The 25,507-nt window shown below is 27.1% G+C and carries 18 protein-coding genes; 3 read left to right on the top strand and 15 right to left on the bottom strand.

Going from position 1 to position 25,507, the window contains the following annotated elements; all coding sequences use genetic code 11:
- Positions 1–37 precede the first annotated feature (37 nt).
- The 6 genes from R4I97_RS09730 to R4I97_RS09705 all read right to left on the bottom strand — a co-directional run bounded on the left by R4I97_RS09730 (position 38) and on the right by R4I97_RS09705 (position 6,848).
- On the bottom strand, positions 38–1,354 hold the full coding sequence (locus R4I97_RS09730; RefSeq protein ID WP_335784845.1) for an alpha-glucosidase/alpha-galactosidase: 1,317 nt from the start codon (positions 1,352–1,354) through the stop codon (positions 38–40).
- Between the two features lie 110 nt (positions 1,355–1,464).
- The gene (locus R4I97_RS09725) at positions 1,465–2,190 is read right to left on the bottom strand and encodes a hypothetical protein (protein WP_335784844.1); all 726 of its coding nucleotides are present in this window, start codon (positions 2,188–2,190) and stop codon (positions 1,465–1,467) included.
- 12 nt (positions 2,191–2,202) lie between these two features.
- The gene (locus R4I97_RS09720; protein ID WP_335784843.1) at positions 2,203–2,754 is read right to left on the bottom strand and encodes an ABC transporter substrate-binding protein; all 552 of its coding nucleotides are present in this window, start codon (positions 2,752–2,754) and stop codon (positions 2,203–2,205) included.
- A gap of 95 nt (positions 2,755–2,849) precedes the next feature.
- Entirely contained in the window at positions 2,850–3,695 is an 846-nt protein-coding gene (locus tag R4I97_RS09715) for a carbohydrate ABC transporter permease (RefSeq protein ID WP_335784842.1), read from the bottom strand.
- A 21-nt stretch (positions 3,696–3,716) separates the two neighbouring features.
- On the bottom strand, positions 3,717–4,622 hold the full coding sequence (locus R4I97_RS09710; protein ID WP_335784841.1) for a sugar ABC transporter permease: 906 nt from the start codon (positions 4,620–4,622) through the stop codon (positions 3,717–3,719).
- 636 nt (positions 4,623–5,258) lie between these two features.
- Positions 5,259–6,848, bottom strand: coding sequence for a peptide ABC transporter substrate-binding protein (locus R4I97_RS09705; RefSeq protein ID WP_335784937.1), 1,590 nt, complete (start codon positions 6,846–6,848; stop codon positions 5,259–5,261).
- A gap of 340 nt (positions 6,849–7,188) precedes the next feature.
- Between R4I97_RS09705 and R4I97_RS09700 the strand changes: the two genes are divergently transcribed.
- Positions 7,189–8,577 carry an MATE family efflux transporter gene (locus R4I97_RS09700; RefSeq protein ID WP_335784840.1) on the top strand — a complete coding sequence of 463 codons (1,389 nt, stop codon included), beginning with the start codon at positions 7,189–7,191 and terminating at the stop codon, positions 8,575–8,577.
- Between the two features lie 6 nt (positions 8,578–8,583).
- Here the strand turns inward: R4I97_RS09700 and R4I97_RS09695 are convergent, their stop codons facing one another.
- The 9 genes from R4I97_RS09695 to R4I97_RS09655 form a co-directional block, all read right to left on the bottom strand.
- Positions 8,584–9,039, bottom strand: coding sequence for a CvpA family protein (locus R4I97_RS09695; RefSeq protein WP_335784839.1), 456 nt, complete (start codon positions 9,037–9,039; stop codon positions 8,584–8,586).
- A gap of 3 nt (positions 9,040–9,042) precedes the next feature.
- Positions 9,043–10,986, bottom strand: a complete 1,944-nt coding sequence (locus R4I97_RS09690; RefSeq protein WP_335784838.1) for a methyl-accepting chemotaxis protein — start codon at positions 10,984–10,986, stop codon at positions 9,043–9,045.
- Between the two features lie 13 nt (positions 10,987–10,999).
- Entirely contained in the window at positions 11,000–12,937 is a 1,938-nt protein-coding gene (locus R4I97_RS09685; RefSeq protein ID WP_335784837.1) for a methyl-accepting chemotaxis protein, read from the bottom strand.
- A gap of 225 nt (positions 12,938–13,162) precedes the next feature.
- Complete coding sequence (locus R4I97_RS09680; protein ID WP_335784836.1) at positions 13,163–13,477, bottom strand: hypothetical protein; 315 nt, start codon at positions 13,475–13,477, stop codon at positions 13,163–13,165.
- A 32-nt stretch (positions 13,478–13,509) separates the two neighbouring features.
- Entirely contained in the window at positions 13,510–14,745 is a 1,236-nt protein-coding gene (locus R4I97_RS09675; RefSeq protein WP_335784835.1) for a peptidase M30, read from the bottom strand.
- Between the two features lie 109 nt (positions 14,746–14,854).
- A complete protein-coding gene (gene abc-f / locus R4I97_RS09670; RefSeq protein ID WP_335784834.1) occupies positions 14,855–16,372 on the bottom strand; it encodes a ribosomal protection-like ABC-F family protein in 1,518 nt (505 codons plus the stop codon).
- Positions 16,373–16,535: 163 nt separating this feature from the next.
- Positions 16,536–17,369 carry a carbohydrate ABC transporter permease gene (locus R4I97_RS09665; protein ID WP_335784833.1) on the bottom strand — a complete coding sequence of 278 codons (834 nt, stop codon included), beginning with the start codon at positions 17,367–17,369 and terminating at the stop codon, positions 16,536–16,538.
- Positions 17,366–18,223 carry a sugar ABC transporter permease gene (locus R4I97_RS09660; protein ID WP_335784832.1) on the bottom strand — a complete coding sequence of 286 codons (858 nt, stop codon included), beginning with the start codon at positions 18,221–18,223 and terminating at the stop codon, positions 17,366–17,368. Before R4I97_RS09660 ends, R4I97_RS09665 begins: the two co-directional genes overlap by 4 nt.
- Before the next feature lie 101 nt (positions 18,224–18,324).
- On the bottom strand, positions 18,325–19,656 hold the full coding sequence (locus R4I97_RS09655; RefSeq protein WP_335784831.1) for an extracellular solute-binding protein: 1,332 nt from the start codon (positions 19,654–19,656) through the stop codon (positions 18,325–18,327).
- Between the two features lie 264 nt (positions 19,657–19,920).
- On the opposite strand from R4I97_RS09655, the gene R4I97_RS09650 reads away from it, so the two are divergent.
- Positions 19,921–22,488: a BspA family leucine-rich repeat surface protein gene (locus tag R4I97_RS09650; protein ID WP_335784830.1), complete on the top strand. Its 2,568-nt coding sequence runs from the start codon at positions 19,921–19,923 to the stop codon at positions 22,486–22,488.
- A 408-nt stretch (positions 22,489–22,896) separates the two neighbouring features.
- Complete coding sequence (locus R4I97_RS09645) at positions 22,897–25,479, top strand: BspA family leucine-rich repeat surface protein (RefSeq protein WP_335784829.1); 2,583 nt, start codon at positions 22,897–22,899, stop codon at positions 25,477–25,479.
- The last annotated feature ends 28 nt before the right edge of the window (positions 25,480–25,507 follow it).

The raw sequence follows: 25,507 nt of genomic DNA, 5'->3' as shown, positions 1-25,507 counted from the left end.
AATATATCCCCCCTCTTTTTTACTTTATATATAATATTTATTTATATTTAGGAAGCCAATTTCCATGCTCTTTTATAAGGTCATCACATAATGCCACTATATCATCTATAGACAATTCAGAAGCAGTATGAGGGTCAAGCATAGCAGCATGATATATATGCTCTAATTTTTTAGTTACATGAGCTTCTATTGTAATAAGCTGAACATTTACATTAGTCATATTCATAGCAGCTAATTGAACAGGCAATTTACCAACATAAGTAGGCTGTATACCGTTAGAGTCCACTAAACAAGGCACCTCTACACAAGCATCTCTGTCTAAATTTTCTATAACGCCATTATTGATTATGTTGCCTCCAATTTTATAAGGCTCATTAGTTAATATTGCATTCATTATAAAAGAACCATATTCTTTTGAACGTTTATGATTTAAAAATTCTCCGTCTAAAAGATTCTGACTGTCTCTTTTCCAGTCTTCTATTTGTTTAATACATCTTCTTGGATATTCGTCCAAAGGTATATTAAATTTATCAATCAATTCAGGATATTTGCTTTTTATAAAAAAAGGATTATATTCTGCATTATGCTCACTTGATTCTGTACAGTAGTATCCGAGTTTCTTGATATACTCAAATCTTACCATATCTTTATGCTTTTCAGTTTTTTCAGCTACCCTTTTTTTAATTTCAGGATATAAATCTTTTCCGTTTTTATCTCTTATATCAAGAAGCCAAGCCATATGGTTTATTCCAGCAATAAAATCTTTTCTGCCTTCTACTTTATCTTCCATACCCAAACTTTCTAATAAATCTTTTGAACATACCTGAACACTATGACATAAACCTACAGTCTTTACACCAGTATATCTTAGCATAAAACCAGTAATCATAGCCATAGGATTGACATAGTTCAAAAGCCAAGCATTAGGAGCATATTCTTCTATATCTCTTGCTATGTCTTCAAAAACAGGTAATGTTCTTAAAGTTCTAAATATCCCCCCTATTCCAAGCGTATCAGCAATAGTTTGTCTAAGACCATACTTTTTAGGTATTTCAAAATCGGTAATAGTGCAAGGGTCATATCCTCCAACTTGTATTGCAGTAACTATAAAATCAGCGTTCTTTATAGCATCTTTTCTTTTTTCAACCCCGCAATATGAAGTGATTTTAGCTCTTCCATTATTTATTTTTTTGTTCATAGCCTCAAGCATATCGCCAGATTCTTTTAATCTAACAGCATCTATGTCATATAAAGCTATCTCACTATCCCATAAACTTTCTGTAAGCATACAATCGCCCAAAACATTTTTTGCAAATATAGTACTTCCAGCTCCAATAAATGTTATCTTTGCCATTCTAATTTTTCCTTTAATAAAATATTAATCATATATTAAAAAAATATCCAACAATTTCTTAACCATTAATAATAATATTATTGCTGGATATTTTATATTTTTACTTTATATTAATTTTCTTGTTGTACAACAGCTTGAGATTCATAATCTTTTAACTGTTTATCTAAAGTATTAGCTGCTTCCTGAGGTGTAGCTCTTTCATATATAACACTTTGTATAGCATCTATTATATAATTTTGAGGTATATCCCAGTTTATAAACTCTAACACTTTTCCTGTATCTAAGTTGTCAGAGAAAGCCTGACCGAATTCAGTTTCACTTTTAATATCGCTTCTTATAGAAGGAGCAGAAGAATATTTAACTTCTAATTCTATAAAAGGCTTATCTACCAACATTTTTACAGCATTATAAACATTCTCTCTTTTTTCCTGAGCACTATATGGATTTATAACATACCCCTTAACTTCCATATAAGTACCGCTTGGCTGACCAGCAACTGGTACTGGTATAGGAGCTACACCTAAATTAGATATAATAGTTCCTCTTGCAGGATCTTCAGTCATGTGCTCCCAAATCCAAGGACCATCTGTAACCATAGCAACCTGTCCTCCAGTTATACCATAATCTACAGCTTTCCAATCCTGACCTTTAGAATTAGGGTCTATAGCAACTGTAAACAAATCTTTATATAATTGAAGAACTTTTTCAAAATTGGCTTTATCTGCAACATAGGTAGCTTTTCCATCTTTTACTTCATAAATATTATTAGCTAAAGTATAATAAAAACTCATAAACTCTTGGAAAGCTCTTACTTCTTTAGTTTGTGTAGTAAACATAAATCCGTTTATTCACTCTTTCTCTTTTATAGTTTTAGCAACATTAATTAAATCAGCCCAAGTAGCAGGAACATTAAGATTATATTTTTGAAGCAAATCTTTTCTGTAGATTAATAAACGAACATTAGCAACATTAGGGAAAGCATACATGTGTCCGTCAATAGTAAATGCATCTACAAGAGATTTAGCAAAAATATCTTTATCAGGATCATTATTAAACAAGTCTTCAATAGGTGCTGCCATTCCAGCTGCTATATAACTATAAACTTGTTCTAAAGTTCCTTCCAAAAGGTCAGGATAACCAGATTTTCCTTGAAGTAAATATCTTTGAGCTCTTTCTCTATACAAAGCAGGACCTGTATCTTGAGCGAAAGGCATAGGCATAGGATTGTTTTTAAGGTATTCATCATACACTGGTTTTTTTACTTTGTACAATGGTATAGTAGGGTCTAAAAACTGAGACCACTGAACTATTTCATTACTTGAAGCAGCCTCTTTTTTAGAGCAGGCAAATAATGCTAATACTGCTGTAAGTAAAACTAATAATTTGAATATTTTTTTCATTTTTTACTCCTTATTTTTTGCTATATTAGTAAATAAATATTTCTTATTCATAAATTAATATAATTATAAACATTATTTTCTGATTAATAAAACCATTATCCCTTAACGGCTCCGCTTGTAAGACCTGATACAACTTGTCTTTGAAGCATAGCAAATATTACAACAGTAGGTAGTATGCTCACTATAGTAGCAGCATTAATTAATCCCCACTTAATTTGCTGTGAAGAGAAGTATCTTGCCAAACCTAAAGGCAAAGTAGTAGAATGCAAACTTGTAGAAAGAACTAAAGAATACATATAGTCTCCCCAAGAAGCCATAAAAGCATAAAAGGCAGCAACCGCTATACCAGGAGCAGCCAAAGGCAATATTATTCTAAATAATATACCAGAAGCACTAAGACCATCTATTCTTCCAGATTCATCAAGCTCTACAGGAATAGCATCTATGTAACTTTTCATCATCATCAAAGCAAAAGGTATTCCACCTATAGCATGACCTAAGGCTATAGCAAATATAGAATCTGTTAAATTTAATTTATAAAAGAATGAAAATAATGATAATAATACCAATACCCCCGGAAACATCTGTGATGACATTAAAGTAAGCATTAAAGCATTTTTATATTTCATTCTATATCTTGAAAGTACATAAGCACCTGTAAGCCCTACAAAAACAACTACTAATACAGCTATAAATGCTATTTTAAAAGAGTTAAAGGTGTATATAGGGAAATTGGAGCCTGCATCTGCTCCCGGAAATAATACATCTTTATAATGCTTTAAAGTTAGACCGCCGTCATTTTGAAATATTTTACCTGAAAATAATGCAGTATCTAATCTAAAAGATGAATAGAATACCCATAGCACAGGTATAAAAAATATTAAATAATAAAGTATTAAGGCAGCATATTCTGATAATAAAATTACTTTTTTCTTGTTCATAAATAAGCACTCCGTTTTTAATTATTCTTTATTTGAAGAACGTAAAGATATTAAAGTTACAGGTATAAGTATTATAAACATAATTACAGCTGAAGCAGTACCTACACCAAATCTGTATTGATTCCAAATTAAATTATAAGTATTAACAGCCATTACATTTGTTATACCAACCGGTCCGCCGCCTGTAGCTAATAATATGATATCTGTGTTATTAAATGTGAATAATATATGTAAAAGTATAACAACTATAGATTGTTTCTTTATTAAAGGAAGAATTATTCTCTGAAAAAACTGCCATTTTGAAGCACCATCTAAATCTGCTGCTTCATACAAATCTTTAGGTATTCCTTTCAACCCCGCATACAAAACAAGTCCGTAAAAAGGTACGTTTCTCCATACGTGTATTATAATTACAGCAGGAAAAGCTAAATTAATATCTCCAAACCAATATTTAACTAATTCAGGCTTTCCTATAGCTCTCAAAAATATATTTAAAAGACCATAATCTGCTTGGAATATCCAGTTAAATGATAAAACTGCCGCTGTCATAGGCAATACCCAAGGAAGCATCGCAAAATTTCTAAGCCAAACTGTACCAGGAAGCTCTAATGAAAGTAAAAGAGCAAATGCTAATCCTAACACATACTGTATAGCTACCGTTATAGCTACAAACACAATAGTTCTTATCAAAATCACAAAAAAATCTGGACTTGATAATAACTCTTTAAAATTATCTAAGAATACAAAACGAGGATTGTTATTGTATATACTAAAATCTGTAAATGCATTAATCATACCATTAATAACTGGATAGAAAATAAACACTATATATATGATTAATACAGGACTTAAAAGTATATAAGCTAACATTTTCTCTTTATTCTTATAAGACATTTGATTTAAAGAAAGTTTAGTTTTTGCTGACATTTTAACATCCAATTAAAAGATATATATTAAAAGTATAGTAAATTTTTCATAATCCCTCAATATACTATTAAAATATTAAATTATATTGTTTTATTATTTCTGTTATAATTCAATTTTTTATAAAAATTATTATACATTTAAAACATTTTAACGTATTTTTATGAATTTTTTTATTGTTATCGATACCATTTTTTTATTTGTATTTTATTTTGGCATAGTTATTTTGTTAACTATTTATAAATTTATTATGCTAATTTTTCAATTTAATCCAACATTAAAAATTTAAAAATGCCGTATTTATTTAATTCAAAACTTAGAAATTTCATATATAAACTATCTTTTACCATATAACTTTTTATTTTATTAATTTTTCACATAAACTCACTCTCATAAAGATACTTCTTTCTATCGCAGCATAAACTTAGCCAAAACTTTTTAGCCTTTAGTGTATGCTTTTTCTTAAAAGTATAAGTGATTTTATATGCTTTTGATAAAAGTGATATTTTTCTTAAAACGCATACGAGAATATAGATTATTTTATACAGATAAAATAAATAGGGTCTTGTTTAAGCATGCATCTTAGCAGGCAGAAACAAAACCCTATATATAAAAATATAGTTATTTAGCTATATACTATTATTTTTCTAAATAAGAATAATGAAATCTATATTTGCCTAAAGGGTCTAATTTATAATCTTTAAGCTGTTTAGATACCATTAAAACATTAGACCTATAATGTATTGGTATTATAGGCATATCATACATAAGTATAGCTTCGGCATCATGAAGAGTTTTCATTCTCTCTTTAGGATCAACTATTAATTTAGAGCTTTCAATAAGTTTATCATATTGAGGATTATTGTAGCCAGGATTACTTGGAGCATAACTTAGGTACAATTCAAGCATAGTCATAGGATCATTATAATCTCCAGTCCAGCCGCTTAAAACCATCTGATAGCTTAAATCTCTAAAACTCTGAAGTATAACAGACCATTCCCTAGGTACTATAACAGTATCTACTCCTATATTTTTCCACATCTGCTGTATAGCTTCAACCATAACAACATTTCCATCATTAGCTACTAAAACTTCTATCACAGGATAATTTTCTCCATTAGGATAACCTGCTTCAGCCATTAGTCTTTTAGCTTCTTCTATATTTTTTTGATAATCATCACTTTTTACACTTATATAATCCCCGCCGTTTGCTCTAAACTCTCCCTCATAATCACTTATTAAAGGAGGAACAAAAGCTCCTGCAGGTAATTGCCCTGATTTGTTAATAGAATCAACTATATAATTTCTATCAATAGCCAATGCTAACGCTCTTCTTACTCTTGAATCAGTAAAAGCTTCATTTGTTAAATTAATTTCAAAGAATGTAGTTCCATAAGCCTGATTCATCACTATTAAATCTTCACTTTTTAGATTATCTATTTCCTGAGCAGGCACTAAAGTAGAGAAATGCACCTGACCGTTTTTTAAAGCAGCTAATGCAGTATTTTTATCAGCCATCATTGAAACAGTAATTTGTTTAGCAACTAATTTATCTTTATCATAATAGTTAGTATTAATTTCCATAACTATTTTATCATCTCTAATTCTTTCAGTCATTTTATAAGGACCATTTCCTATGTAACTTTCAGGACTTCCTACCCAAGTGTCTCCATATTGCTCTATAATATCTTTTCTCACAGGTAAAAACATATCAGCAAGTTCTAAAAAATATGCTGTAGGGTTTTCTAATGTTATTTCTATAGTGTAATCGTCTATTTTTTTAATTCCTAATTCATCTGCCGCTATTTCTCCTCTAAATATTTTCAATGCATTTTTTATTGGTGCCATAAGAGAGGCATAAGGTGCAGCCGTTTTAGGATCAACAAATCTTCTATAACTATAAACGAAGTCTTCTGCTGTAACAGGCTTCCCATCTGACCATTTTGCATTAGTTCTTAAATAAAATGTATAGGTAAGGCCGTCTTCGCTCATTTTATAGTTTTCAGCAATACCTCCTACTAAATTTCCGTCTTTATCTTTTTTCATAAGACCTTCAAAAAAATGCCTTATATATACAGTTCCAGCGCTCGCTGTATTAAGATGCGGATCTATTGTTGCAACTTCTCCTCCAAGCGATATAACTATACTGTCGCTTTCTCCAGATGATTTAGATGAACATGAGAATATAAATAATGACAGTATAATTATTAGAAATATGATTTTTTTCATCATAATTCATCTCCTTAATTTTTTATATGTTTTTATATTGTAGTATACATCAACAAAAACCACAAATTTATATTGAAGTTATAAAAATAATTATGATTTTTTATATATAGGCAAAAAAATAAACTATTTCAAACCTTTTAACAAAAATTAAAAATATCATATTCATAAAAAATAAACAAATATTATAATATCTAATTAATTGTATTATTCATAATTAATAAAAAATCTAAAATATTATCAAATAAACAAAATTAATTTTAATATTATATTGACAAATGATGAAGCTATAATATATAATTATTCAGATTAAAAATACGTATAGCTTCTTGGATATACAAAAATGAATGATAATTATTTGAATAAAAACAAATTATTTGGAAATTTTGATTTCTACAAATTATGCATTTCTATTGCTGTGCCTGTAATGCTTCAGCAGCTTATAATGGGAATGGTGTCATTAATAGATAATTTCATGGTGGCAGAATTAGGTGATATAAAAATGGCTGCCGTAAATGTATCAAATCAACTTAATTTTATATATTTAGTAATGCTAAATACTTGTTATGGTGCCGGCGGAATATATATGGCGCAAAATGCCGGTGCTGACAACAAAGAAGGTATGCAGCAGGCTTTTAGATTTAAAGTAATACTTCCTTTCACTATATCTGCTATATATATGGTATTAATGCTTATAAACCCTGAAATATTCATGCGTTTAATGACAAATGGAAATAACTCTCAAGAGGCAATATTAGCTTCAAGCACAAAATATATGAGCATAATAGCATTCACTTTTATACCAATATCTATTTCAGGGGCAATAGGTACTTCTTATAGAGAAATAGGTAAACCGCATATACCGCTTATAATATCAGTAATAGCTACATTCTGCAATACTATTGGAAACTATATTCTAATATACGGTAACTTTGGAGCTCCAAGACTTGAAGAAACTGGAGCTGCTATTGCTACTCTTATCGCAAGAATAATAGAAATGATTTTATTTATAGTATACATAAAATTGCATAAAGAAAAATTTTATGTAAGAACTAGAGAAATTTTAAAAGTCAAACTAATTGTATTTTACTCTATGCTTAGAAAATCAAGTTTAATTTTTTTAAGCGAAATAAGCTGGGGGCTAAGTGAAATGTTTATGACAGCACTTTATAACAGCAGAGGAGGAGCTGAAACCGTTGCTGGTATGGCTTCTGGTTTTACTATAGCTAATATATTTTATTTGGTATTTCAAGGAATATTTGTATCTACTATGGTCGTTGTTGGAGGAACACTTGGAAGAGGTGAACTTGAAGATGCAAAAAATAAAGCAAGGTGGATATTAAATGGTTCTGTTATAGCGGGAATTGTAGTTGGACTCGTACAAATGTCTTCAACATTATTAATACCTTTCATATTCTCAAAGCTTACTGCTGATGCACAAAGCATAACGAGAAGTTTGGTAATATTAATAGCATCATATATGCCTGTTTGGACTTACTTAAATGCTCAATTTGCTATTTCAAGAGCTGGAGGAGATACAGTATTTGGTTTTGCAGTAGATGTACCTGTATCTTTGCTTATGTTTGCACCTTTGGCTTTGATACTTGCAAAATTTACTTCTGTAGGACCTGTTGCCATGTTTGGAATAGCTAAGTTAACTGATTTTGTAAAAATAGTAATAGGTATTATAATGCTAAAAAAAGAAAGATGGGTAAGAAAATTAACAGAATAAAAAAATCTATACAAAATTATTCATATAATTATTAGTATTAAATATGTTATATATAAACATTAGAACCCTTGAGTTATATACAATATAATTATATTCCGTCATATTGAGTACAAAATATGATATAATAGAAATTATAAGAGATACTATAAAAAGCAGTACTATACCTCCAAGAAGCCTATCTACCCAAGATAAAAATATTATTTTCAAAACTTTTTTTATACTGTCTGCCGCTTTTGAAAGTATTATTCTTATAACAGAATAACTTATAAGAAATGATACTATTTTTAATATAATAGAATGGTCAAAATATTTAGAAGCATGATTATATATAATTGGTGCTATAATAAAAGTAGATATTATTGCTATTACTGGTATTGTAATTGATATAATACCTCTGTAAAAACCATAAATAAATATAAATGCTAAAAATATTATTATAACTATATCAATATTATTAAACATATACTATTTTTTTAACAAATTTATTATAGGTTTAAAAGCCATACTGCTCTTTCCCCTATGAGTACTTATTATATTTGAAAGATTTTCTATATAAGTATGCGAAAGAGATGAATAATTACCTATTTTCTTTATGACGTCATTAAGCTCATCTTTCACTTCTATAATTCTGCTAAAATTACCCAAAATTTTAATTATATCAGCCCCTTGTGAATCTATCTTCAAGTTCAAACTATTTTGAATATCAAGCATAGCTACAATATTTTCTCTTACAGAAGATACTATATCGCCTTGCTCTTCTACAATCTTATGCATAGCATCATTATACTTTTCTAATAATTTGAAATTTTCAAATTCTGTAGAAATTTTGCTCATACTCTCTTCTATATTTTTGCTATAAACATCAATCTTTTCAATAATTTTTTTAGTTTCATTTTCTATATTTTTACAATGTTCATCTATATAGAAAGAAGAGTTCTCTATTAAAACAACCCCGCTAAATATATCGGTTAACATACTCTCTATAGATGCAGTACCCTTTGAAATTTCAAAAGATAACACCCCTATCTCCTTAGATACAACAGAAAAACTCTTACCTAAAATACCCGCCTTAGACGCCTGTATACCAGCATTAATAGAAAGTAAATTAGTCTTATTAGTCATATTTTTTATATATTCTATAGTATCATATATATCTTCTGTTATTTTATTTACATCTTTAAAACTTTCAAAATGCTTTTTTATATTAACTATTGTATTATTAGTATTTTCTTCAATATTATTTCTAATCTCTTTTAAATCATTATTGAGAGAATAAATCTGCTCATAAGATAAATTAGAGACATTCATATTAGACATAGTCTGAGATAAAGCTCTAAAATGCTCTTGCATTTGATTTTTATATTTATCAAAAAAAGTAAATATAGTGTTAGTAAATTTTATACCATCTCTAATAAGATGCTTCTTGCTCTCTTTTGTATCTCCTAATGCATTTTTTGAATCTATAACCGTATTTATTTTAGTTTCTATTATATTTAAAGCATCTTTATTTTCTTTATCCACCTCTAAAACAAACATGGAAGAATCCATAAAATCTCTATCAACTGTATTTAATTTCTCTGATATATCATTTATATTGGTAATAATATTTAAATTCGATTTTAATCTATTATTTAATATGCTGTCTCTTCTTATAGATTCCAAAGCATTCCTCGTAAAAGAAGAAAATACAGCAACAGAACTAATTAAATAAGACAATATAACAGCCAAATCTAATTTATCAAAATAAATATCCTTTCTTATATTAAAAATCTCTATATTAGTAATTACAAGAACAAAAGACAAAAGATTAGAAATTATAATAATGCTATTTCCAACTATACTGTTTCCCAAAAATATATCAATTACCATAGGCACAAAAGCCATAGCATATATGATTAAACTTAAGTAAGTGAGGTAAACAAAAAAATTACCATTACCTAAAACAGTAAAAGCTTTATCTGGGTAAGTTCTTAATGTTGTGCTAAAGAATGTATTTTTATTTACTACACTAAAAATTATAAAAGAAACTACAATCAAAATAGTAACAAAGATAATTAAATTACTAATATTTCTAACAAACCGTTCATTCTTTAAGAAAAATCTATTATTAATTGGAAGTAAAACAATAATAAACAAAAATATAATATGATTAATTACATACAAGTTTGAAGCCAGTACAACATCATTACCAGACATGCCTAAAAATATTATAATAAAAGATATTATATTATATAAAAGCAGAAGCAAAAGTGCTGAAGCTACTATAATATAAGTGGTCTGTTTAGTTTTTATAACTAAAATAGTATAAAGCATAATAAATATAAAAACCATAGAAGTACCAATAATAGGTACTAATAATTCTATAATAGAAACACTATATCCTGGTATAAAATTAGTTAATATATTCATATATTCTATGCCCTTATATTACTTTAGAATATTCATTAATAACATTTTTAAGATTATCTGAATATTCTAATAATTTTTTAGTTTCATCATCAAGTTTATTTGTTATATCTTCAAAATCTTCGCTTGTAGCAAGCAATTTATTCATATCTCTCATAATATTTTTTATATCAATATTTTGCTCATTAGCCTTATGTGATATATCTGATATATAATCATTAAACTCTTCTATTTTCGTTTTTATATTCATAAAATCATTTTCTTCATTAACAATAATAGTACTCATATCAGATATAGAATTATACATTTTATCTGTACTTTTTATAATATTAATATTGTAATCATTTTGCCTTTCCATAGTATTATTAAATTTTACCAATTTATTATAATTAGAAGAAATTTCACGAAGCAATTCCATAGTACCAGCTTTTATGCTGTTACTTGCATAATTATACCTCTTAAAAATCTCTTCTATCTGAAATAAAAGCTCTTGCATATTTTTAGTAATATTTCCTGTTTCTACAACTAACTCAGAAACTTCTTTAGAAACAACATTAAAGTTATGATACCATTCACCAGATTTAGAAGCTTGTATGCTGGAATTAATAGAAAGAGTTTTTACCTTATCTTGCATATTTGTCATAAATGATAATATCTTATTTATTTGAAAAGATAATTGGTTAAATACCAAAGTCTTATCTAATATTTTTATTATATTATTTCTTTCTTTTTCTATATTAGATTGAAACTCTTCAAAGCTTATTAATATATTAACACTCTCTGATTGCAATACATAAACTTCTTTTACAGATTCTTGTAATACATTAATATACTCTTCAAGCATATTTTTTTGCATTTCTGAGCTAACTTGTAAATTAGGATAAGTTTCTATAAGCTGCTCTATTTTTTCTATATTTGTATTACCATCATTTACTTGGAAATTTTCTATAGTAATAAACTCATTAGTATTATCTATTATTTTACCTATTTCTGTTTTTAGATTATTAACAGATATATTTGTATTCTTTACTTTCTCTACCAATGTACCTATAAGGCTATAAAAATTTTCTTTTAATTCAAGCAATTTTGATGAAGTATTAATAGCAGTGTTAATAATAACAGTATCTTGTGCCTTAATTGATTCCAAATCATATTGTTTTGTATCCGATTTTTTATAAACCGTATTAATAAAGTTAACAATATAACCATAAACAGAAAAAATATTAAAAATCATATAAATTAAAGAAAATCGAGAAAAAGAAAATTCTGGAAACAACAAATAATTACTATAATAATTTGAGTAGCTGGAAATACCATTAAAATCATCAAAAAAAGCAAGTGTTATCAAAGAAAATAATACTAATGTTCCTATATTAACTTTATAGACTTTATTAACAAATATTTCATAAAGCAGCATACATATTATTGTTATGCTGTAAATTGAGAAAAGAAAATCCCTAAAAATATATATAGGTCCTGTAGCCCCTCTAATTTTAACACTATTAACTGCAGAATTATTTAATGTAGAAAGAACCTCTGTTGTAGATACAAATAATTGAGAATATATTAAAGCAATAACCAATATTAACATAAATATAAATATTGCTACACTTTCTGCTTTATCCAAGAAATAATGCAATCTATCATTCAATTTTAATGTTGTTTTTGCATATCTAATCCATGGCAAAATAGTTAATGATACAGCTATTTGTTCTATTTTATACATTGTAAGAGATAATTGCGTATTTTGCGTTGAAAGCGAAACTATAATATTTACTGTTTCAGAAGCTGTAAAAATAAAACAAAGTATAGAGAGAAACAATGCTGTAAGCTGAGTTTCCTGGTATAATTTGAAAAATATATAAAAATGCACTATTATAGCAACAAACGCTATAACAGCTGCTGTTGTAGATACACCTAATTCTATAATTACGCTATGAAAAATATAATTCATAATTTATTAAACCTTATTACTTTATTATATACTATAAACAAATATATTAAAACTATACAAAATTATATGATAAAGTATCCTTTACATTTTCGGCATTATAGCATAAAGTATTTATTAAAGTAAATTATTTTTTAATGATAATCAACTTAGATAAAGCATTACAATTTAAATAGTTGTGCTGTATAAAAACTCATAATTTAATATCTCATTTATATTAGATATATCTTATTCTTTCTTTTTAACCCACATAATAGTATATCTGTCAAATGATTTACTTTTATCGGCAAGCCATAATGTTTCTTTTTTTACTTTAGCTTCTATGGTTATCGTCTGACCATCATATTTAGCATATTCATTAAAAAATTTCTTATCAAAATAATAATCTCTCTGCTCTGTAGATATAACTATTTCTGGGAATATAGCAGTTCCTACAATTCTAATATTTCCTGTAATTTCCTCTTTCTTAGCAAAAAGCAAAAAGAAAAAAGCAAAAATAAAAACACAAGAATATTTCCTCATCTTTTGATAAACACTTTTCATCAAACTTCCTTATAAATTTCATTTAAAGATAGTTAATATTTTTTTATCTCACCATCTTTATTAAACAATACATGCCTATATTTAGGAATATAAGGTTCATCATCATTAACCATTTTGTAAGTTTTTGATGCTTGTATAGACGACGAAGCAGGAATTTTTATATTTATAGAAGTAGGATTATTACCAACGTATGTATCTTTATTCAAAGCTAAGTTTATTCCTCCGCTCAAATTTTTTGTTACTAAATTAGCATGAGTTGAAGTTAAAGTTCCGCTATAAGCAACTAAAGCACCAGGAAATAGTGATATTGAAGATCCTGCATTTTGTATTTTTAATTCTGCCCCTGCAACTTCCTTATTTTTTACGCCCTCAAGCCATTTAAATAATAAGTCATCCCAACTAGAGGCACCTGTAAAAGCTACATTATTAAAAACTCTTTGATAATCATTATCCGACAAATCTGCTGCTATACTTTGAAACACACTAGAGTTGTTATTATTTTTCTTATAAAGCCAATTCATGAATACTGATGCAGAAGGATAGTTTGCAAATACATTTAAAGGAAGGTCCCAAGTATAAAAACAATAGTATCCGCTTGTTGCAACATTAAACTCATTTATTCTGGAATTAACCGTATATGGGCTAAATAATACAGAAGTAGACTCTGATAATGCTTCATTAAGCCAAGTTGACATTTCTCTTTTATTTTCTATATAATTAACATTAAAGTTAATTAAATGCTGAAACTCATGCTGTATAGTTCCTGCCATATATTCAGGGTTCTCATTTACTATTTTTATATCCATATATAGTATTTCAGCATCATTATGATAGCCCAATATTAAATCAGCACCATAAAAATATCCTGTAGTTACAGCTCCTTCATAACTAGAATTAATTTCAAATAATAATATAATAATTTTTCCATTTTTATCTACATCAGTATGATGTCCGTAAATTCTTACCTCTTCATCATAATTATCATTAAAAACTTTAGCTATATAATCTATACTTTCTTTTTTATATCCTGAACCTTCTTTAACATATATAATTAATTTATCATATTCTTGAACTTTATTAAATTTATACTTTCCTGATAATTGAGTTCCATAACTGCTGAATGATATTGTTTTAAAAGTTTTACTTTCTGAACCTGAATCTGCATAAGTTAATCCATCATCATAATTTATGCCTAAAACATCTTCTAATTTATTACAAGACAATAAAGACATCAATAATATAATATTAATAAAAAAGATTCTTTTCATAATTCTAATTATACTCCTTTTATCCATATAATTAGCATATATAACACTTAATTATTAATCTAATACAATATATGCAAAAAGTCAATATAATTATATGAATCTTTAACAATTATGATAATTTGTTAACAGTTAAGCTGCTATAATTATCTTCTTTACTTATTAACCATTTTATATTAACTATTCGATTTAAAAAATTTTTATTATGACTTACTATAATCAAAGCACAATTAAAAGAAATTAAAGCCTCTTCCAAACGTTCTATAGAATCTATATCAAGATGATTAGTAGGCTCATCTAATATTATAATATACGGATTTTTAAGTACTGCCATACCAAGAATTATTTTACGCATCTCACCGGGACTATGATTAACAGAATTAATTACAGTCTTCGCATTGCTCCCAAGCCTATTAACAAAACTCATCAAGAAACCTAATGCCTCATTATTTAAAGACTTTATATTATTAAAAGTTTTATTCCAATATTCCCTCTCTATATCTTGAGGAATATACACAATCTTTTCTTTATTAATAGAATTATTATACATTGTAGCTATTATATAGTTTAATAAAGTAGTTTTACCTGCCCCATTCACCCCCTCAATTCCTATTTTGCTGTTAGAGTTTATTATAAGCTCGGAATGCTTAAGAACTATATTATTAATCTTAGTTTCTCCAGATTCCAAAAAAAATAAAAATTTCCCTTTATATCTTTCTCCCACAAACTCCATATCCATAACTTCTCTTTTTCTTATATATAGAGATTCAGTTTCTAATACACTTTTATTGTATAAACTTTTCGCCTGTTTAGCTTTTGTAGCAAGTCTTCTATCTTTTCCTGTAAGTCTTGCTGCATCAACTTTTCCTTTGGCATCATGATCTTTTTTATCTATATTTCTTTTGCTTCCATATTTGCTTTTTTTAGCATCCGATTCATTTTGAAGTTGCTTATATCTATTTTCTAATATTTTAGCTTTCTTTTTACTCTCTTCATATAAACTAAAATTATAATCTTCTTCATTTTTTTCGTATTCTCTGCATTGAGTATAATTGCCTGTTCTTATTTTGCATTTAGAGTTTCTTACAAATATGCATTTGTTTACTAACTCATCAAGAAAATCAACATCATGACTAATTATTATAACAATACATTCAAGTCTTTTTATAAGATTAATAAGTATGTCTTTGCATTCATTATCAATATGATTTGTAGGTTCATCTAATACCAATATATCAGGGTTAGTATAAAGTGATGATGCTATTTGAAGTCTTTTCCTCTCTCCAAAACTAAGAGTGTTAAATCTATACAAATAACTGTAATCTATTTTTAAAATTGATGTTAAATATCCAGAATATGAACTTTCATCATAAAATAAACTTTCAGCATTATCAGGCAAATCAGCACATTCTTGATTACAGTAAGCAGTTATAATATTTTTATTTGAATACTCTATACTTCCAGAATTAGGTTTTAATATACCCGTTATAAGCTTAGCAAGCGTAGTTTTTCCGCATCCATTTTCACCCACTATAGCTGTGCAGGTATTATCTATATGAAAAGAAACATCATTTAATATATTATCAGAGCTGTCATAAGAAAAAGAAACTTTATTGAACTTTACAAACATATATTAACCCCTTATAAAAAATAATTAATTTAAGCAAAAAAGCTTTTTTATTTTTGCTTAATATATTTTTATTACATGTAAATATTGTATAACTTATTATAAAAAATTCAATAAAAAAAGAGAGACTTAAAAGAAAGCCTCTCTTTAATAATTTAATAAATCATTACTCTTTTACAGCACCGCCTGTTAAACCAGATATAAAATATTTTTGTAATGCTAAGAATACTGCCATTATAGGAACAACAGCAAACATAGCACCAACCATTATTTGTCCATAATCTATTCTTGTATCAGCTTTCAACTGAGCTAATGCTACAGGCAAAGTAAACTTATCAGGAGAGTTTAATATTATCAAAGGCCAAGTAAAATTAGTCCATTGAGCAACAAACATATATATACCCAATGCTGTTAAAGCAGGAATCATTAAAGGCATAACTATTTTCAAAAATATAGTCCATTCATTAGCCCCGTCTATTCTTGCTGCCTCTATAAGAGTATCAGGAACAGAATGGAAATTTTGTCTCATCAAAAATATACCAAAAGCTCCAGCTATATCCGGAAGTATTATAGCTAAATGAGTATTTTGTATATTTAATGTTGTCATCATTCTATATAATGGAACTAATTTAGCATGCGCAGGAAGCATCATAGTAAGCATTATTATAACAAATACTATATTTCTTCCCTTGTAATTAAATTTAGAAATAGAATAAGCTGCCATAGAACAAACTAATAAATTTATAACTGTATAAAGAATAGCAATTTTAAATGAATTAAATAAAGCACTCCATATAGGTATTCTCTCTTGAAGATTTTTCAAATTTTCAAAGAAATTATCACCAAAAGTTATAGGAGGCGGAAACAAGAAAATATCTCCAGATACTCTTGTAGATGCTATTAACATAAAGAATAAAGGATAAACACAAGCTATCATACCTATTGTAAGAACTATATAAAGAATTATTCTAGTAATTTTTTGCTGTTTTGAGTTTCTCATTTCTTATCCCCTCCTACTTTTAATTGCAACCTAGAAAGAAGTCCAACTATTACAAGTATTGCTACAGAAATAGTTGCCGCATAAGTTAGGTTTATAGATTGGAAAGCCTGTCTATATATATATAATCCCAAACTTATAGTAGAATTATTAGGGCCTCCATTTGTTAAAAGATAAGGCTCTGTGAATAGGTTTAGAGTACCTATTGTAGAAAGTATTGTTGAAAATAATATAACAGGTTTAAGCATAGGTATTGTTATATGTATAAACTGCTGAAAAGCATTAGCCCCGTCAATTGTTGCAGCTTCATAATAATCTTCAGATATACCTTGAAGCCCTGCCAATATTATTATCATATTATAACCAGTCCATCTCCAAGTCATTATAAGCATTATTACTATCCTTGCAGGCCAAGTTTGTGTAAGCCACATAACAGGTCCCAAATTAAATAGAGATAGCAAGAAATTTACAACGCCTCTCTCTTGAAACAATAATACAAACATTAAACTATATGCAACAGATTCTACTATAAACGGTATAAAAAATACTGTTCTATATAAACCTTTTAATTTAGTAATTCCTCTATGCAATGCCAAAGATAATAATATAGCTAACATTGTCATTATTGGTACTTGTATAACCAAGTATATCAATGAATTTTTTAAAGATACATAGAAATACTGATCTGATAAAAGCCTCTTAAAATTATTAATTCCGTTAAAAACCAACTGCCCTCTATTTTGGGTCATAAAGCTTAAAATTATTGTTTCTATAAGCGGATATATACTAAAACAAACTATGAATATTAAAGCGGGAGCAATAAAGAGCCAAGGCGTGATATTTTTTTTTGTTCTCATAATGCTTATTTCCTTATTGTTTATCTTGGGTATTTTTATAATTTACATTTCTGTATATGATAAAACAAATATCATATACAGAAAGTATATCATTATTATTATTATTTTACAATTTGTCTTCCAGTTATACTATTTGCCTGTTCAGCAGCAGCATCTAAAGTTGCTTGTATATCGGAATTATTGTTTATTATTTCTTCATAAGCACTAACAGCTACATTTCTTAAATCGGAATAATCATCTGAATTATAAATAGCAGGAGGTATATTTTTAGTAACATTACCTAATAATTCATTATAATTTTGATTGCCGAAATAAGGATCAGGCTGTTTAAATCTTTCATCTTCATAAGCAGGAAGATAAGAAGGGAACAAACCGAATTTTTCATACATCAAAAGCTGACTGTCTACATTAAGTAAAGAATGCTCTACAAAAGCCCAAGCAGCAGCCTGTTTAATAGGATCAGTAGCTGTTACGGTTAAAGTAGAACCACCTAAAGAAGAAGACCTTACTCCGCCTTCTGTATAAGCAGGCATTTCCATAGCTCTCCATTTTCCTTTCATCTCTGGCATTTGGTCTTTCATAGTACCGCCCCACCAGCCGCCATTAAAGCTTATAGCTATTTCTCCATTTTTATGTGCTCTTATTCCTGTATCCCAATTTACTGTATTTAACACTAAACCTTCATCTATGAGTCTTTTTACCAACTGCATACTTTCTACAGCTTTAGGTGATGATAAAGTGATATTTCCATTTGTATCAAGATAATATATGTTGTTTTGAACCATTAAAGTTCTCCATATACCATCATCTTGAGTAAAACTAAATCCTGTTAACTTAACATTAGGCAATTTAGCTTGTAAATCTTTACCAGCCTGTATTAAATCATCATAAGTTTTAATAGCAGCAGGGTCTATTCCAGCCTGTCTAAAAAGGTCTTCTCTATAATAAACTATAACTGGACCAGAATCCCAAGGTATTGAAGTTAATCTACCCTCTGAATCATAACTTGTAGGTACTTTTGAAGGGTCAACTTTAGAATCCAAATCAGCTGGAGCTAAAGTTTTCATATCTAAAAATCTTTGAGGATAAGTTTCTACATAAGTTTGAATAAAATCGCTTTCAATTTGCATTACATCTGGTATTCCCTGTCCGGAAGATAACACAACACCAGCTTTTTCATATAATTGAGGCGGACCGCCAAATTCTTGTACATTAATTTTTATTTTAGGGTATTTTTCATTAAATGTTTTTGCTGTCTCCATTAAAGCTTTAGCAGCAACATTCCAACCCCAAACAGTTATTTCTGTTTCAGTGTTTGCATCTATTGTTGGAAGTTCAACTACAGTTTGCTCAGCAGGTTTGTTTCCTGAACAAGCCATCATCATAATTGTAACCGATACCAAACAGATGCCTACAAAAAGCTTCCTAATCATAATGATTCTCCTATTACTTAATATAAATATATTATAATAACATTTTACATAAAAATCAATTTTAAAAATGTAAAAAAAACTCCATATATTTTTTATTGTTTACTATTGCAAATTTATATAATTAAATTTCACAACAAACATATTAATTTTATATAGAAAACTATAAAAATAATAAATAAAATCATTTTTTATTATAGAAATTCACTTAATATCATATATACTATCTAAATGAAAATTATGTAAACTCATATTCAGGAGGAACTTATGAAAAAATATAAACCAAAAACAAAAGAAGAATTAGAAAAATTAGTATATACTGACGGAATAAAACTCTATGATGTAGATACTAGTCTTATAACAGATATGAGCGAGCTTTTTTATAAAAGCAGCAGAAAAGATTTTGAAGGCATAGAAGATTGGGACGTTTCTAATGTTGAAGATATGTCTTATATGTTTGCATATATGAGTTATGATAGTTTTGAAAGCCGTTCCAAAGCTAAGTTTAATCATAATCTTAACAAATGGAATGTATCTAAAGTTAAGCATATGAGTTTTATGTTTTATTATTGTAATGATTTTAATCAGCCTTTAGATAAATGGGACGTTTCAAATGTTGAGGATATGTTTAGAATGTTTGATAATTGTAAAAAATTCAATCAGCCTTTAAATAGTTGGAATGTATCCAATGTAACAAATATGAGCGGTATGTTTCAAGTTGCTGAAAGTTTTAATCAGCCTTTAGACAAATGGGACGTTTCTAATGTTACAACTATGAGGGCTATGTTTAATTATGCTAAAGCTTTTAATCAAGATATAAGTAATTGGAATATTAGTAAAGTTGAAGATATGGGTTATATGTTTAGTATATGCGTTAATTTTAATCAGCCTCTTAATGATTGGGACGTATCTAAAGTAAAAACTATGGAAGGTATGTTTAGAAGTGCTTTTGTATTCAATCAGCCTATCGATAAATGGGATACTTCAAAGGTTGAAAATATGAATGAGATGTTTAATGAGGCTTTAAAGTTTAATCAGCCTTTAAATAGCTGGAATGTTTCCAATGTAAAAACTATGGAATGTATGTTTCGCGGTACTGAATCTTTTAATCAGCCTTTGGATAAATGGGATACAAAAAAATTAAAAACTATGTTTGGAATGTTTGACTTTGCCAAAGGTTATAATAGTTTTGACTCATTATCAAATTGGGATTTAAGTAAAGTATCAGAAATGAGTAATTTATGCTTTGGCAGATATGAAGAGTTGCCTTTAAGAATCAAAGCATATCTTCAAGCATTTTATGGTTCTTATAAAGATTATTTAACTATCACAAAAGAGAATGTAAGAGAAGTATATAATGCTATATCAAAAGATACAAATAAAAAAGTTTTGTCATTAAAAAAAAGATTAGAAAGCGAGTTTAGTGAAGAGCTTTCATCGGTTACTAATAATTATAATTTTAAAACAATAGAAGAAGCAGAAAAGTATGTTGAAGATAATTATAATAAAAAAGATGATAAAAAGGTAAGCTTTATAAATGATTATAAGGTGTTGATAAAAGATAGATCAAGAGAAGTTGATAATAAAGTTTTAAAATATATATATTTGGAATATTTGCTTCTTAAAAGAGATGTTAAAAAATTAGTGCAAGTTGATAATATAGTTAATTTACTTGATAAAGAATCATTTATAAATTTTACTAAAAATATTTATGATGAAACTAATAAAGAAACATCTGCTTTTATTTATGGAATATACGGAGGCGATGAAGCTTTATATAATATATATAAAAAAGAACAAGATACAAAACTTTCTCTTTTAATAATTAAATTAAATATTGAAAGCAAATATGCACTTAGGTTATTATATAAAATATATACAAGCACAAAAAAATCTGAAGTTCGTTATGAAGCTGATAAATTGATTGACGAAGTGATGAAAAAAATGGATATTGACTATGATGAGTTTCAATTAAGATTTTCTTCAAATTTATTATTTAATTCTGAAGGAGAGATGCTTTTAAATAAGGATTATAAATTAATTTTAAACAGTGATTATTCTCTCACTTTATTTGATATAAAAAATAATAAAGAATTAAAAAAGATTCCTCAAAACTTTGATGAGAATTTAAAAGAAGAGATAAAAAATCTAAGAAAAGAAGTTGCTGACTTTATAAAAAATACTTCTCATCTTTTAAGTGTTTTATTAATAGAAGGCAGAACATACAGTTATGATTTTTATAAAGATGTTTTTGTTGATAATGCAATGATGAATAAGTTTGCTTCAACATTAATATGGAATCTGTATGATAAAGATTATAAGTTTTTAACAACCTTTAGATATTCAGGAGACGGCAGCTATTCAAACTGTAATGATGAAGAAGTAAAAATTGATGATAATAGTTTTGTAGGTTTAGCAAGTCCTGTTGAAATGGATGATGAAACTATATCTAAATGGAGAAAGCAACTTGGGGATTATGAATTATCACAGCCATTAGAACAATTATCACTTATAAAATTAGATAAAAATAATTTGCAAAAGGAAATAGAAAAGATTCAAAATGTGGAAATAAGTTATGTTACTTTTAAGAATTTTGGAAGCAGATATGATATGGATGCAGATTTTGTAGGATATAAAGTTATTAAATCATATTCCTTTGAGTCAGATGATGGGGATAGTTTTTTAATAACTGCAGATGTTAATGCTAATACAAGCTATAGCGATAAAGTAAAAATTAATATTTATTTTGAAAATGGAGAAGAGACAAGTAAAAGATTTATTTATAGTTTGTTAATATTAATGATTCATGATTTTAGATTGACAGATTTATTTTAATAATTATTTTAAAATTGTTTATAAAACATAATTTTTTTTATTGTTCTTTTTCTTGCAGCTATACTCTGCGGAGTTGGTAAAAGAACTAAAAAGTGCAAATGCTTTAGCTTTATATCTTTGGTATATATAAAATAATATATATATTTTATATATACATAAAAAGCTATACTTTATTAAATGCAGTCTTTTTGGTTCTTTGTGCCAACAAAAGAAGTGGGGGTGTGGGGGCAAAGCCACCACAAATAATAAAAACTTATTAATTTTATTGTTCTTTTTCCCGACTTACACAGTGCGGACTTTGTAAAAGAACCAAAAAGTTAAATAAGAAAACAATAAATATTGATTTTTGATAAAACGCAACTTTTTTAATATATGATAAAATTATATAAACAACATTAAGGAGAATTTATGAAAAAATATAAACCAACAACAAAAGAAGAATTAAAAAGATTAGTATTCACCAACAACGGTATAAAACTTAGTGATATTGATACAAGTCTTATTACAGATATGAGCGACCTTTTTAATAAAAGTGAAAGAAAAGATTTTGAAGGCATAGAAGAGTGGGATACTTCTAATGTTGAGAATATGGCTTATATGTTTGCATATATGGACTACAATGTTTTGGGACAATATTCAATGACAGAGTTTAATTCTAATTTAAATAATTGGAATGTATCAAAAGTGAAAAACATGATTTATATGTTTGCTTGTTGTACATATTTTAATCAGCCTTTAAATAAATGGGACGTTTCAAATGTGGAAAATATGTCTGGCATGTTTTTGGGTGCTAAAAAGTTTAATCAGCCTTTAAATAATTGGAATGTATCTAAAGTGAAAGATATGAGCGATATGTTTCATAACTGTGAAGCATTTAATAAACCTTTGGACAAATGGGATGTTTCTAATGTTAAAGATATGTCTAATATGTTTAATGTGGCTTTGAAATTTAATCAGAATATAAATAATTGGAATGTATCTAATGTTGAAGATTTATCAAAGACGTTTCGTTATTGTAAAGCTTTTGATCAGCCTCTTAATGATTGGGACGTATCTAATGTGAAAAATATGCAACATATATTTTCGGACTGTGAAAATTTTAATCAGCCTTTAGATAAATGGGATACTTCTAATGTTGAAAGTATGGAATTTGCATTTAGAGCATGCGGTAAATTTAATCAGCCTTTAAATAGCTGGAATATGTCTAAAGTAACAAATATAGAGCATATGTTTGCTTTTACAGAAGAATTTAATCAGCCTCTTGATAAATGGGATACAAGAAATGTCATTAGTGTAATGTTGTTGTTTGCCTATGCACGCAAGTTTGATCATTATGAATCTTTAGCAAATTGGAATTTAGACAGTTTACAAGCTATAAGTATAATTTGTGATGATAAGGATATAGATAAATTACCTACAAGAATTCAAGTATATAGGCAGGCATTTTTTCCTAAGGCCGACATTATAAGTATAACAAAATTTAATGTTAAAGAAATATATGAGCTTATTGCAGATGATAAAAATAAAAAAGTTGTAAGATTGAAAAAAAGACTTGAAACTGATTTCTCATCAGAGCTTTCGTATGTTACAAATGATTATAATTTCAAAACTATAGAAAAAGCAGAAAAATATGCTGAAAGAAATTACAATACTAAAAAATATGATAAGAAATTTGAGTTTATAAAGAATTGTCATGTATTAATAAAAGATAAATCAAGAGAAGTAAATATCAATCTCATAAAATATATATATTCAGAATATTTGTCTTTAAAGAAAACTATTAAAAGATTAGAAAAAATTGATAATATGGTTAATTTGCTTGATTTAAAATCATTTGTGAATTTTACTAAAGAGATTTATTTAAAAAATCAAGATGAAGATATTACTGCTTTTGTTTATGCTATGTATGGAGGAGATAAAGCTTTAGAGAAAATATCAGAATTAATTTATACTATTGAATCAAAAAATCTCCTTACAATGATAAGCTTCAATATAGAAAGCAGATACGCACAGAGTTTATTATATAGAATATATATAAATACAAATAAAAGTGCAATTCGTAAAGAAGCAGCAAAAATGATTAATGAATTACTTGAAAAAATGAATATTGGCTATACTGAATTTAGATTAAGATGTACTCCTAATTTTGGATTTAATTCTAAAGGTGAAAAAATATTAAATAAAAATTATAAATTAATTGTTAACAATGATTATTCTTTAAGTTTATTTGATATAAAAAATAATAAAGAATTAAAAAAAGTACCTCAAAATATTGATGAGAAATTAAAAGAAGAAATAAAAGAATTAGGAAAAGAAGCAGAGACGTTTATTAATTATAGTTCGCATATTTTAAATATTATGTTAATAGATGGTGATATATTAAGCTACGATTTATTTAAAGAAGTTTTTACTGACAATTATTTAATGAATAAATTTAGTTCTGGTTTAATATGGAACTTATATGACAAAGATAAGAACTTTATAACAACTTTTATATATACAAATGATGGAAACTATTCAAACTGTGAAAATAAAAAAGTAAAAATTAATACTGATAATTTTATAAGTTTGGCAACCCCTATAGAAATGGACGAGGATACTATAACTAAATGGAAAAAACTGCTCGAAGATAATGGATTATCACAGCCTATAAATCAATTTACATCTATAAAATTAAATAAAGATAATCTAAAAAAAGAAATAAAGAAAATAAAAAATATAGATACAAGCTACGGAGCTTTTAAGGCATTTGCTAAAAAATATGATATGCATACCAATGATGCAGATAATGATACTATAACATATACATTTACAGCAAATAATGGGGATATTTTTACTATGTCTGCAAAAATTGATGAAGACATTGAATATGATGATTTGGTAAATATTACTATTGATTTTAAAAAAGCTAAAAAGGAAATAAGCAATAGATTTGTTTATACTTTTTTAGTATTTATAATTTTGGATTTTAGATTAACAGATTTATTTTAATAATTATTTTAAAATTTTTTATGAAACA

Origin of the sequence: Brachyspira pilosicoli (genome assembly GCF_036997485.1) — a bacterium.
Classification (GTDB): Bacteria; Spirochaetota; Brachyspiria; order Brachyspirales; family Brachyspiraceae; genus Brachyspira; species Brachyspira pilosicoli_C.
This window is presented reverse-complemented; position numbering and strand designations above follow the sequence as displayed.

Excerpts from the sequence above, each read along its gene's own strand:
- R4I97_RS09665 (WP_335784833.1), bottom strand. The coding sequence starts at position 17,369 with ATGAGAAACTCAAAACAGCAAAAAATTACTAGAATAATTCTTTATATA.
- R4I97_RS09645 (WP_335784829.1), top strand. The coding sequence starts at position 22,897 with ATGAAAAAATATAAACCAACAACAAAAGAAGAATTAAAAAGATTAGTA.
- R4I97_RS09705 (WP_335784937.1), bottom strand. The coding sequence starts at position 6,848 with ATGAAAAAAATCATATTTCTAATAATTATACTGTCATTATTTATATTC.
- abc-f (WP_335784834.1), bottom strand. The coding sequence starts at position 16,372 with ATGTTTGTAAAGTTCAATAAAGTTTCTTTTTCTTATGACAGCTCTGAT.
- R4I97_RS09690 (WP_335784838.1), bottom strand. The coding sequence starts at position 10,986 with ATGAATATATTAACTAATTTTATACCAGGATATAGTGTTTCTATTATA.
- R4I97_RS09650 (WP_335784830.1), top strand. The coding sequence starts at position 19,921 with ATGAAAAAATATAAACCAAAAACAAAAGAAGAATTAGAAAAATTAGTA.
- R4I97_RS09680 (WP_335784836.1), bottom strand. The coding sequence starts at position 13,477 with ATGAAAAGTGTTTATCAAAAGATGAGGAAATATTCTTGTGTTTTTATT.
- R4I97_RS09720 (WP_335784843.1), bottom strand. The coding sequence starts at position 2,754 with ATGAAAAAAATATTCAAATTATTAGTTTTACTTACAGCAGTATTAGCA.
- R4I97_RS09725 (WP_335784844.1), bottom strand. The coding sequence starts at position 2,190 with ATGTTTACTACACAAACTAAAGAAGTAAGAGCTTTCCAAGAGTTTATG.
- R4I97_RS09730 (WP_335784845.1), bottom strand. The coding sequence starts at position 1,354 with ATGGCAAAGATAACATTTATTGGAGCTGGAAGTACTATATTTGCAAAA.
- R4I97_RS09710 (WP_335784841.1), bottom strand. The coding sequence starts at position 4,622 with ATGTCAGCAAAAACTAAACTTTCTTTAAATCAAATGTCTTATAAGAAT.
- R4I97_RS09655 (WP_335784831.1), bottom strand. The coding sequence starts at position 19,656 with ATGATTAGGAAGCTTTTTGTAGGCATCTGTTTGGTATCGGTTACAATT.
- R4I97_RS09700 (WP_335784840.1), top strand. The coding sequence starts at position 7,189 with ATGAATGATAATTATTTGAATAAAAACAAATTATTTGGAAATTTTGAT.
- R4I97_RS09715 (WP_335784842.1), bottom strand. The coding sequence starts at position 3,695 with ATGAACAAGAAAAAAGTAATTTTATTATCAGAATATGCTGCCTTAATA.
- R4I97_RS09675 (WP_335784835.1), bottom strand. The coding sequence starts at position 14,745 with ATGAAAAGAATCTTTTTTATTAATATTATATTATTGATGTCTTTATTG.
- R4I97_RS09695 (WP_335784839.1), bottom strand. The coding sequence starts at position 9,039 with ATGTTTAATAATATTGATATAGTTATAATAATATTTTTAGCATTTATA.
- R4I97_RS09685 (WP_335784837.1), bottom strand. The coding sequence starts at position 12,937 with ATGAATTATATTTTTCATAGCGTAATTATAGAATTAGGTGTATCTACA.
- R4I97_RS09660 (WP_335784832.1), bottom strand. The coding sequence starts at position 18,223 with ATGAGAACAAAAAAAAATATCACGCCTTGGCTCTTTATTGCTCCCGCT.